The organism is Collinsella aerofaciens (genome assembly GCF_015670745.1).
Classification (GTDB): Bacteria; Actinomycetota; Coriobacteriia; order Coriobacteriales; family Coriobacteriaceae; genus Collinsella; species Collinsella aerofaciens_T.
On sequence record NZ_JADPCH010000002.1, the window covers coordinates 39,795 to 50,735 of the forward strand.

Consider the following 10,941-nt stretch of genomic DNA (forward strand, 5'->3'; position numbering starts at 1 on the left):
GACGACCATCTCGGCGATATCTACTAAGACGTGCCTGTACGGCGCGCCCGTTGGGACCGCAGCTCCGGGGTGATTTTCATCGGTCGCATGCACGGGTTCTCAGCGCTCCCCGCTCTCTGTAGCATTCGGACGGCCGACTACTCGTCCCCATCAACGCTTATGCGGAGTATGCTAGCACGTTCCGCGCCGGCGAAAAACCCTCAACACTGGTTTTATACGTTCGAAATTTCTCGCGGCTGTGGACCTTCTCTAGGAGCAAAATACCTGAAAGCACTTTATCGAAAGAAAGAAGGTTGCCATGCGCACGATTGGAATGAGTGATTATACCGTTGGCGAGGATTGCTTTACCGAGCTGCCCGCCGCACTGGCCGAGTACGGAGCGACCAAGGTCGCTATCATTGGCGGCAAGCGAGCCCTGGCTGCGGCGCTGCCGGGAATCGAGGCGGCACTTGAAGGTACCGATGTCGAGGTCCTGGAGACGCGCGTCTATGGCACCAACAGTACGCGTGCCAATATCGCCAAGGTCGTGAACTCCCCTGCCTGCCAGGAAGCCGACGTGCTCATCGCATGCGGCGGCGGCAAGGCACTCGACACCGTGAAGACCGCAGCCATCGAGCTCAAGAAGATCGTCTTCACCGTCCCGACGATCTGTTCTAACTGCTCCGCCGCGACCGCCATTGCCGTCGTGTACAACGTCGACGGCTCGCTCGAGGGCTATTCGTACCCCAACCGACCCGCGCACATCTTCATCAACCCCAAGATCATCGCCGAGGCACCGGCAGAGTACTTCTGGGCCGGCGTGGGCGATGCCCTGTCTAAGCAGCCCGAGGTCGAATACGCCACGAGCGCCGGCAACCTAGAGCACACGGCAGGCCTTGGCCTAGCACTCGCCCATACCTGCTCCGAGCCGCTGTTTACCTATGGTGTGCAGGGTCTTGAGGATGTGCGCCAGAATCTGTCGAGCGAGGCCGTCAAGCAGATCGCGCTCGACATCGTGGTCAACACGGGCTATGTCTCGAACCTGACCAACCAGAACGATTACTACTACAACTCGAGCGTGGCGCACGCGTTCTACAACGCTACCTGCAGCATTCCGCGTGAGGGCACCTACCTGCATGGCGAGGTCGTGAGCCTGGGCGTGCTGGTACTGTTTGCCTATACGGGCGATACCGAGAACCTTGAGCGCTACGCCGCCTTTAACAAGCAGATGGGGCTGCCCGTAACGCTTGAGCAGGTTGGCCTTACCGAGGCGGACATCCCGGCCCTGTGCGAATACGCGCACGCCACCAACGAGTGGAAGCAGGGAAACCCCGAGCCCTTCACCGACGAAAAATTCGCCGCCGCCATCAAGGCTGCCAACGACTACGGCCACACGCTCTAGGACTGGCCCAAAACCACCACAAAGGGGACAGGCACCTTTCTGGTGGTTTTTTATTGATCCAGCATGTTGGGGTCGAACTCGCTTGCCGGGATCACGCGGTACCCGTGACGCAGCAGCAGGTCGACGAAAACACCGTTGCCCGCGGTGAGCGTACCGCTAAAGGTGCCGTCGTAGATGTGACCCGCACCGCACGAGGGGCTGCGGTCCTGAAGGATGCACGCGACTATCTCTTCCGGTCCGCCTGCCTGCTCGCACATATCAAGCGCGCGCTGAGCACCCTGGCGAAACTCGCGATCGACTGAGGTACCCTCGCAGGTACGGACCTCGCCGTTCACAATCTCGGACGGCTTGCGCGGCGTGGGCAGGCCCCCAAAGACCTCAGGGCAAACCAAGAGGACCTCGGTCCCTGTACGCTCGCAGGCCTCTACCAACTCGCGATGATAGTTGTCGAGCCCGTTATACTTGCAGCTCTCGCCCATCAAACAGGCGCTCACCACGATCTTCATTTCCATCCCTCTCAAGCAAAACGCCCCATTTGAGAAAGCTGCTCAAATGGGGCGTCGGCGTTTACTGGCTCGACCGCGGCTTTACTGTTGCTTGGGCATCAGCGGATTCTCGCGCGTGAGGAGATTCATAAACTCCTCGCCCGTGATCGTCTCCTTCTTGTACAGATAACGAGCCAGCTCGTGGAGCTTAAACTTGTTCTCCTTCAGGATCTGCAGGGCGCGATCGTGCGCGTCCTCGATCAGCTTAGCGACAATCGCATCCACGCGCTCGGCCGTACCGGGGGCGCAGGTGAGCGACGTGTCCTGATTGAGATACGCGTTCTGCACGGTACCGAGCGCCATCATGCCAAACTCGTCGGACATACCAAAGCGCGTCACCATGTTGCGGGCGAGCTTGGTGGCCTGCTCGATATCGTTGGCGGCACCGGTCGTCATCTCGCCAAAGATGAGTTCCTCGGCCGCACGGCCGCCGCAGTAGACGGCAAGCTTGTCCAAGACCTCCTGGCGTGTCGTCAGGAAGCGCTCGTCCTCCTCGACCTGCATGGTATAGCCAAGAGCACCGCTCGTGCGCGGCACGATGGTGATCTTGGTAACCGGCGCGGAACCCTTTTGGCGGGCAGCGACGATGGCATGGCCGATCTCGTGGTAGGAAACGACCTGCTTCTCGTGGTCGGAAAGCACCGTGGACTTACGCTGTTGGCCGGCAATGACGACCTCCACCGACTCCTCGAAGTCGTCCTGGGTTGCACGCTTGCGACCCTCGCGAACGGCGCGCAGGGCGCCCTCGTTGATGATATTGGCCAGGTCGGCGCCCGAGGCACCGGGCGTGGCGCGGGCAATCGCGGTCAGATCGATCGGCGGCTCGGTCTTCACACTCTTGGCGTGGAGCTCGAGGATGTTCTTACGGCCGGTCAGATCGGGCAACTCGACGGGGATGCGGCGGTCAAAACGACCGGGGCGCAGCAGCGCCGGATCGAGACTGTCGGGGCGGTTGGTTGCGGCAAGGACAACGATACCCTTGTGGTTATCGAAGCCATCCATCTCGGTCAGCAACTGATTGAGCGTCTGCTCGCGCTCGTCGTTGCCGCTAAAGCCGCCGCCATCGCGCTTCTTACCGATGGTATCGATCTCATCGATAAAGACGATACACGGGGCCTTTTCCTTGGCCTGCTTAAACAGGTCACGAACCTTTGCAGCGCCGCGACCAACAAACATCTCAACGAACTCAGAGCCCGAAATGCTAAAGAACGGAACACCGGCCTCGCCGGCAACAGCCTTGGCAAGCAGGGTCTTACCAGTACCCGGAGGGCCAACAAGGAGAGCACCGCGCGGCAGCTTGGCGCCGATCTCCTCGTAGCGCTGCGGCTTCTCCAGAAAGTCGACGACCTCCTTGAGAGACTCCTTGGCCTCTTCCTGGCCGGCGACGTCCTTAAAGGTCACGCCCACGTCCTTGGAGGCGATCACGCGCGCGCCGGACTTACCCAGTCCGCCGCCGCCAAAACCGCCGCCGCCAAAGTTCATCGACGGGCCGTCATCGCCCATAGCCTTCTTCATACGGCGGTTGAGCCACCAACCGATGAGGAAGAAAATCGCCATGGGAAGAATGAGGGTGAGCAGGTAGTAGGTCATCAGACCCGAGTTTTTATCGGGAACGACCGACTCCAGCGAAGCACCGGACTCAAGCACGCGATCGGTAAAGCCCGCATCATTCGGCACACCGGTCGTCTTGTAGGCGATGTTCTCGTCCTCGCCCTTCTTGGTGTAATAAATCGAGTAATCGTCCGTGTTGTACTCGACCTTGTCGACGCTCTTCTTATCGAGCGCTTTGACAAACGTCGAATAATCGGTCTTCGTAATCTGCTGCGTGTGACCGATGTTGGGGAACAGAACGGTCGAGAGCACGAGGTAGACGACGAAGGCGATGAGCACGTAGAGGATCATATTCCGTCTACGTTTGTTGTCATCCATCTCCATCTGCTTGAACTCCATCTACTGGGGTTGATAATGGTTTCTAGAATACCCAACCCGAGCGACGATAAACCTACGCTGGGCACGAAAGGACAGAGATGGCATCACTGGAAGTCGGCAAGGTTCAAATCTATACGGGAGACGGCAAGGGCAAGACGACGGCTGCGCTGGGGCTCGCTCTGCGCGCCACAGGCTATGGACTTAACGTGCTCATGCTTCAGTTTGCCAAGAAGCTGCACTGCGCCGAACATGACGCAGCACCTCGATTGGGGCTATGCATCGTACAGGCCGACCGCGACACACCCGAGGCTTGCGCCGCACAAATCATGGAGCTAGCGCGCGAGCAAATTAGCCAGGTCGACGTTCTGATTCTGGACGAACTTGGCGAGGCCATGCGCCGCGGCTTTGTGACGCACGAGGATGTGGAGGGGTTGATCGCGCTGAAGCCTGCCACCACGGAGCTCGTGCTCACCGGCCGCGGATTACTGCCCCTCGCCGACCTTGCTGACCTAGTAACCGAAATGCGCCCCGTCAAACACTACTTCGACGAAGGCCTCCTAGCCCGCCAAGGCATCGAATACTAATTGATCAGAAGGGAACGGAGGAAAACGGATCATCGACATCACGACGAAGAGCAATGATCCGCAATGATCCGTTTTCCTCAGTCCCCCAGGGATCATTAGGCGGTGGCGCGGCCGAGCCAGTTGCCGCTGTGGTGGTAGATGGTGAACATTGTGGCCGTGATAAGCCAGGTTACGGGGTAAACCAGCAGCAGGTGCTCAAGCGATGGATCGAACGGCATAATCGCAAACACCCAGATCACCCTGAGCACGACAGTGCCAAAAATCGTGAGCAGCATGGGCTGCAAGCTCACGCCGGCACCGCGAATGGAGCCCGACGCGTTTTCGATAATCGAGAAGATCGCGTAGAACGGCGCGATAAAACGAAGAATCGTCGTGGTGTACGCCGAAATCGAAGCATCGTCGACAAACAGACGCGACAACGGACCCGAGAACACCAGCAGCACGGCAGACAGGCCACCAATGAGCATAAACGACAGCACGAGCGACGTATGGTAGCCCTTGCGCATGCGCTCGTAGTTGCGCGCGCCAAAGTTCTGCGCCGAGAACGTAGTGATCGATACGCCGAGCGCCTCGGTCACCATCCAGATAATGCCATCCAGGCGCCCAGATAGACCCCAAGCAGTCGTGACATCGGCGCCAAACGAATTAACCGACACCTGGATCAGCACGTTCGAGATCGAATAGGCAGCCGATTGAAAACCAAGTGGCAGACCACACGAGATCATACTCTTGCAAATACCGCGATCGATACCGAGCTTAGACAGCGAAAGACGCCATGCACCCGGAGCGCGCATCATGCGCAACACGATCATCGTTGCATTGGAGCAAATGGTCAGCGCCACTGCGATGCCGCAGCCCAGCGCCTCCATATGCAACACAGCGACAAAGATGATATCCAGCACCACGTTAACAAGGCAGCCAGAGGCAATGATCACGGCGGGCCCGCGCGTGTCGCCCACGGCACGCAGCAGTGCGGTTCCCATATTCAGCAGCAGTGCCGCAACCATCGCGGCAAAATAACAGCGAGCATAGGCCACACCCTCGGCCAATAGTTCATGCGGCGTGTTCATAAGCACCAGCATGGGCTCAACGAACACTATGCCAAGAATCGAGAAAGCGATACCGCCCACCAGCGCGAGCGTCATGGCTGTATGGACCGAACGACTCAGTCGCTCATCATCGTGCTGGCCAAAATACTGACCGGTAATGACCGCGCAGCCGGCGCCAACACCAACGCAAAAGCCAATACAGAGCTCGGTGAGTACCATCGTGGCCTGAATGCCGCCCAGCGCGAGCTTGCCGCCAAACTGGCCAACGATATACGTACCGATAAGCGTGTAGGCCTGCTGAAAAAACGAACTAAAAAAGATGGGAACGCACAGCGACAGCAATTGCTGCCAAATGACACCTTGCGTTACATCGATCGCCGTAGATTTCTTAGCCACACGCCCTCCCCACACGCATACGTCAAACAGCAAAACAGCAATTTAAAACCAAAGCCAAATCCAGCTTAGCACCGACTGGCGGCGACCGAAACACCCCGAATTAGAGCACAGTGCGGAATAACTGCCTAGTGATACAAACCCGGCTGGTAGTGATACTCATTGCTCACGTGCGGGCACAGCTGCCAAAAGGCGACGGCGCTCGCCGCGGCCACGTTAAGCGAATCGACCCCGTGCGCCATCGGAATGCGCACCGCGTGGTCACAGCCGGCAATGGTCTTGGCGCCCAAGCCGGCACCCTCGGTGCCCATAAAAATCGCCAAGCGATCAATTTTCTGCAGCACAGGATCATCAAGCGAAACAGAGTCGTCCGTCAACGCCATAGCGGCACACGAAAAACCGGCGTCGTGCAACTCGCTCAGACCATCATGCGGCCACACACGAGCCTCGCTGCCAATGCGCGTCCACGGCACCTGAAACACGGTGCCCATGCTCACGCGGGCCGAGCGACGGTACAGCGGGTCGCAGCACGTCGGGCTGACCAAAATACCGTCAACGTTCAATGCGGCAGCCGAGCGGAAAATCGCGCCAACATTGGTGTGATCAACAATACCCTCAAGCACGCACACGCGCACCGGACGATCCCCCGCCGCCTCGACGACGCCGCCCAAGAACTCATCAACCGGAATCTGACGCGGGCGACGGAACGCCGCCAGCGCGCCGCGCGTAACGTTAAAGCCCGTCAACTGCTCCATGAGCTCCATGGAGGCCACGAACACGGGAACCGGACCCGCTCCCTCGCGCACGACAAGCTGGTCAAACAGCGGCATCATCTGGTCGAGCCAGCGCTCGCCCAGAAGAAAGCTCACCGGCTCATATCCGGCGCGCACGGCACGCTCGATGACCTTGGCGCTCTCCGCAATAAAGATGCCCTTTTGCGGCTCCAGCACGCAGCGAAGCTCACGCTCGGTCAGTCGCACGTAGGCATCGAGCCGCTCGTCCTCGAGCGAATCAATTCGCAGAACCTCAACGGCATCAGTCATAGCAGCCAGCCCGCACCCTTCTTTACAGCACATCTATACCAAACGAGGCGACGCTAAGCGCCGCCCCATGCATTCAATCAACCCGATGATACCGTTCACGCCAGACGATTTACGCCTCGATGCGACGATACGTCACGAACTCATAATTGACGCCCTCGTCACCCTCACCGGCGGCAATCGTCGCGACCCCGCTACGCTGCGCAATCTCCCACGCGGGATCGGCGTCCAAATTGGGAAAATACGTGTCCACGGGATGGACGCAGTAGTTATGAGTGACCTCGGCCTCGGCGCAATACGGCAAAAACTGCCGATACACCTCGCCGCCACCGATCACCCAGGCAACGGGCTCATCGGCAACCGCGGCGAGCGCCTCGTCGATGCTATGCACCACGTCGACGCCCTCGACAGCAAAATCCTCGTCGCGGGTAAGCACGATATTGCGACGGTTCTTGAGTGGACGCCCACCGGGAAAACTCAGCAGCGTCTTGCGCCCCATGATGACCGGGCAGCCCTTGGTGCAGGCCACAAAATGGCGCATGTCGGCGCGATTGGACACCACCATGTCGCCCTCGCACCCAATGCCCCAATCGTCACACACGGCAACGATAGCAGATAGCTTACACGTCATGAGCACCACCTACACCGCAATGGGAATGTTCTTGACCTGCGGACCGTGCTCGTAGCCCTCCACAATCAGGTCGTCGGTCGTAAACGCATAGAAATCGTGCACGTCGGGGTTAAGCGTTACCTTAGGCGCCGCAAACTGCGGACGCTCGATAAGTTCGCGGACAATATCGACATGACGGTCGTAGATATGGGCGTCGGCGATCACATGCAGCAGCTCGCCGGGAATCATATCGATCGACTGCGCAACCATCATCAGCAAGATGGCGTACTGGCACACATTCCAGTTGTTCGCGGCCAAAATGTCCTGGCTGCGCTGGTTGAGAATCATGTTGAGCGTCGGCTTGTCGTCCTGCGGGCGCTGCGTGACGTTATAGGTCACGCTGTACGCGCACGGATACAGGTGCATCTCGGACAGGTCGCTAAACACATACGTGTTGGTCATGATGCGGCGACTGTACGGTGTGTGCTTAAGATCGTACAGCACTCGGTCCATCTGGTCGAAGTCGCCCTCGGCGTAATGGCTCTTCTGACCAATCTGATAGCCGTAGGCTTTACCGATGGAACCGGTCTCATCGGCCCACTCATCCCAGATATGGCTGTTGAGATCATGCACGTTATTGGACTTCTTTTGATAGATCCACAGAATCTCGTCCATGGCAGACTTAAGCGCTGTACGACGCAGGGTGAGCGCGGGGAACTCCTCGCGCAGATCATAGCGCGCCGTGACACCAAAGTTTTTAATGGTATAGGCAGGGGTGCCGTCCTCCCACACCGGACGGACCTTTTGGCCCTCGGTGGTGGTGCCATGGTCCAAGATATCGCGGCACATGGTTACAAACTGCTGATCAGCTTTGCTCATTGACCCTCCTGTCAGTCGCCTATAAGCGAGATTTATTGTAGCCCAGGCGCACTCGGCCCCACAGCCCAAACATAAGCCCTCATTTTCTGACATGTGCCAAAAATTCCTTGCGCAAATCCGCGCGTTCGCTATTCTATTGTTGACATATGTCGGATTTGGAGGGTACATGGCAGGAAGACGCGAAAAATTGCGCCGTGTCGGGATCATCCCCGAATATCGCGGTTTTACCCCCGATGGCCTGGCGAGCGGCGATGCCATCGATATGACCGTCGACGAGCTTGAGGTGCTGCGCCTGTGCGACCTGGAAGGTCTCAACCAAGAGGCGGTCGCCCAGCAGATGGGCATCGCCCGCGCAACGGTGGCGGCCATTTGCAGCCGCGCGCATCGCAAGGTGGCCGATGCGCTGGTCAACGGACGAGCGCTCGTCATCGAAGGCGGCAACATCGCGTACTCCCCCATCACCACGACGACGGCCGCATGGCCAGCAAAGGAGGTCGGCACCATGAGGGTGGCAACAACGTACGACAACGGCAACATCTTTATGCACTTTGGCCGCAGCGACCAGTTCAAGATCTACGACATCCAGGATGGCAAGGTGCTCAACGAGCAGGTCGTAGGCACCGGCGGCACCGGCCACGGCGCCTTGGCGGGCCTGCTTGCCAACGGTGGCGTTGACACGCTCATTTGCGGCGGTATCGGCGGCGGCGCTATCAACGCGCTTGCCCAAGCCGGCATCACGGTCTATGCGGGCGCCCAGGGCAGCTGCGATGCCTGCGTCGAGGCCCTCGTTGCCGGCACGCTCGCACAGAACGGCGAGGCCACCTGCGACTGCCATGGACATGATCACGAGCACATCCACGAGCATGGCGAGTCCTGCGGCTGCCACGGTCACCACGACCATGACGGGCACGAAGGCTGCGGCTGCCACTAGCGGCAAGCACCTCGTCGAGAACGCGCTTCCACGCGTGCGACAACCAGCGAACAAACGGCTAAGGCCGCCTGGAATACCATCCAGGCGGCCTTAGCCATACACGACTCAATCAAGCCGTTACTTCTTATTACGCATCTGCGCTTCCATCTGGCGCAGCAGGTCCATATCGGACTTGGGGCCGCCCGTTCCCAGGCCGCCCATGCCGCCCAGGCCCATGGCATCCAGGCCGGGAATATTGGGCATGCGCATCTTCTTGCCCTTCTTACCCTTCTTGCCCTTCTTGCCGCCGGCCTGTGCCTGATTGGCCATCGTGCGCATGCGGCCCATCATCTTGTTCATCTCGCCCCACTGCTTCATAAGGCTATTGACCTCTGTGGGAGTCACGCCGGCGCCCTTGGCAATGCGGGCACGACGCTGGCCGTTAATGATGGAAGGACGCAGACGCTCCTCCTTGGTCATCGACATGATGATGGCCTCGTTCTTGTCGAAGATGCCCTCGTCCAGGTTGCCGCCCATCTGGTTAAGCGCACGCTGGCCGCCGGGGAGCATGCCCAGGATGCCCTTCATGCCGCCCATCTTCTTGACGGCCTTCATCTGGTCGAGCATGTCGTTCATGGTGAAGCCCTCGCGCAGCATGCGCTCGGCAGCCTCGAGCTGCTCGGCGTCGGCTGCCTCCTGGGCCTTCTCAATGATGCCGACAACATCGCCCATGCCCAGAATGCGCTTGGCCATACGATCGGGATAGAACGGCTCCAGCGAATCGGGCTTCTCGCCCATGCTCACAAACTTGATGGGCTTGCCGGTCACATGGCGCACGGAAAGCGCGCCGCCGCCACGGGCATCGCCATCGAGCTTGGAGATGATCACGCCGTCAAAGTCGGTGCGCTCGGCGAAGGTCGAGACGACGTTGACGATATCCTGGCCGGTCATGGCATCGACGACCATCAGCACCTGATCGGGCTTGACGGCCTTCTTGATATCCACGGCCTCCTGCATCATCTGCTCGTCGATCTGCAGACGACCGGCGGTATCGACGATGACCACATCGCGCAGGTGGTCGACGGCCTCCTGGATGGCACCCTTGGCAATGTCGACCGGGTGCGCGCCGTCACCGCGGAAGACTGGCACGCCGATCTCGCCACCGAGCGTGGCCAGCTGGTCGGCAGCGGCGGGACGATAGACGTCGCACGCGGCGAGCAGCGGCGAGCGGCCCTGCTTCTTGAGCAGGTAGGCCAGCTTTACGGCTGCCGTGGTCTTACCGGAGCCCTGCAGGCCCACGAGCATGATGACATTGGGAATGCGATTGCTAAAGACGAGCTTGCTCTCGGTTGAGCCAAGCATCTCGGTGAGCTCGTCGAGCACGATCTTGACGACGTTTTGCGCCGGAGAGAGCGACTCCATGACCTCTGCGGTCATGCAGCGCTCCTTGGTCTTGGCGACGAACTCCTTGACGACCTTAAAGTTAACGTCGGCCTCGAGCAGCGCCATGCGAATATCGCGCATGGCCGAAGTAATATCGGCCTCGGTCAGCTTGCCCTTGCCGCGCAGGCGGTCAAATGTGTCGTTGAGGCGATCGCTCAGGGAATCAAACACTAGTCAC

General features: G+C 59.5%; 10 protein-coding genes. 3 read left to right on the forward strand and 7 right to left on the reverse strand.

What is annotated here, in order from left to right:
- Positions 1-298 precede the first annotated feature (298 nt).
- Entirely contained in the window at positions 299-1,381 is a 1,083-nt protein-coding gene (locus I4W07_RS01125; protein WP_196025323.1) for an iron-containing alcohol dehydrogenase family protein, read from the forward strand.
- A 50-nt stretch (positions 1,382-1,431) separates the two neighbouring features.
- Here the strand turns inward: I4W07_RS01125 and I4W07_RS01130 are convergent, their stop codons facing one another.
- On the reverse strand, positions 1,432-1,887 hold the full coding sequence (locus tag I4W07_RS01130) for a 2-thiouracil desulfurase family protein (protein WP_196025324.1): 456 nt from the start codon (positions 1,885-1,887) through the stop codon (positions 1,432-1,434).
- An 81-nt stretch (positions 1,888-1,968) separates the two neighbouring features.
- The gene (gene ftsH / locus I4W07_RS01135; RefSeq protein ID WP_171021520.1) at positions 1,969-3,861 is read right to left on the reverse strand and encodes an ATP-dependent zinc metalloprotease FtsH; all 1,893 of its coding nucleotides are present in this window, start codon (positions 3,859-3,861) and stop codon (positions 1,969-1,971) included.
- Positions 3,862-3,953: 92 nt separating this feature from the next.
- Between ftsH and I4W07_RS01140 the strand changes: the two genes are divergently transcribed.
- Entirely contained in the window at positions 3,954-4,439 is a 486-nt protein-coding gene (locus I4W07_RS01140; protein WP_196025325.1) for a cob(I)yrinic acid a,c-diamide adenosyltransferase, read from the forward strand.
- Between the two features lie 95 nt (positions 4,440-4,534).
- On the opposite strand, the gene I4W07_RS01145 is transcribed toward I4W07_RS01140, so the two are convergent.
- The 4 genes from I4W07_RS01145 to thyA all read right to left on the reverse strand — a co-directional run bounded on the left by I4W07_RS01145 (position 4,535) and on the right by thyA (position 8,410).
- Positions 4,535-5,884, reverse strand: coding sequence for an MATE family efflux transporter (locus I4W07_RS01145; protein ID WP_196025326.1), 1,350 nt, complete (start codon positions 5,882-5,884; stop codon positions 4,535-4,537).
- Between the two features lie 125 nt (positions 5,885-6,009).
- Positions 6,010-6,924: a TrmH family RNA methyltransferase gene (locus I4W07_RS01150; protein ID WP_196025327.1), complete on the reverse strand. Its 915-nt coding sequence runs from the start codon at positions 6,922-6,924 to the stop codon at positions 6,010-6,012.
- 109 nt (positions 6,925-7,033) lie between these two features.
- Entirely contained in the window at positions 7,034-7,552 is a 519-nt protein-coding gene (locus tag I4W07_RS01155; RefSeq protein ID WP_196025328.1) for a dihydrofolate reductase, read from the reverse strand.
- A 9-nt stretch (positions 7,553-7,561) separates the two neighbouring features.
- Positions 7,562-8,410, reverse strand: coding sequence for a thymidylate synthase (gene thyA, locus I4W07_RS01160; RefSeq protein WP_196025329.1), 849 nt, complete (start codon positions 8,408-8,410; stop codon positions 7,562-7,564).
- Between the two features lie 166 nt (positions 8,411-8,576).
- Here thyA and I4W07_RS01165 point away from each other — a divergent pair, with 166 nt between their 5' ends.
- On the forward strand, positions 8,577-9,341 hold the full coding sequence (locus I4W07_RS01165; protein WP_196025330.1) for a DUF134 domain-containing protein: 765 nt from the start codon (positions 8,577-8,579) through the stop codon (positions 9,339-9,341).
- Between the two features lie 117 nt (positions 9,342-9,458).
- On the opposite strand, the gene ffh is transcribed toward I4W07_RS01165, so the two are convergent.
- Entirely contained in the window at positions 9,459-10,934 is a 1,476-nt protein-coding gene (gene ffh / locus I4W07_RS01170; protein WP_196025331.1) for a signal recognition particle protein, read from the reverse strand.
- Between the last annotated feature and the right edge of the window lie 7 nt (positions 10,935-10,941).

What these genes read in the sequence shown, in the direction of transcription:
- I4W07_RS01140 (WP_196025325.1), top strand. Translation starts at nt 3,954, where the DNA reads ATGGCATCACTGGAAGTCGGCAAGGTTCAAATCTATACGGGAGACGGC.
- ftsH (WP_171021520.1), bottom strand. Translation starts at nt 3,861, where the DNA reads ATGGAGATGGATGACAACAAACGTAGACGGAATATGATCCTCTACGTG.
- I4W07_RS01165 (WP_196025330.1), top strand. Translation starts at nt 8,577, where the DNA reads ATGGCAGGAAGACGCGAAAAATTGCGCCGTGTCGGGATCATCCCCGAA.
- thyA (WP_196025329.1), bottom strand. Translation starts at nt 8,410, where the DNA reads ATGAGCAAAGCTGATCAGCAGTTTGTAACCATGTGCCGCGATATCTTG.
- I4W07_RS01155 (WP_196025328.1), bottom strand. Translation starts at nt 7,552, where the DNA reads ATGACGTGTAAGCTATCTGCTATCGTTGCCGTGTGTGACGATTGGGGC.
- I4W07_RS01125 (WP_196025323.1), top strand. Translation starts at nt 299, where the DNA reads ATGCGCACGATTGGAATGAGTGATTATACCGTTGGCGAGGATTGCTTT.
- I4W07_RS01130 (WP_196025324.1), bottom strand. Translation starts at nt 1,887, where the DNA reads ATGAAGATCGTGGTGAGCGCCTGTTTGATGGGCGAGAGCTGCAAGTAT.
- I4W07_RS01150 (WP_196025327.1), bottom strand. Translation starts at nt 6,924, where the DNA reads ATGACTGATGCCGTTGAGGTTCTGCGAATTGATTCGCTCGAGGACGAG.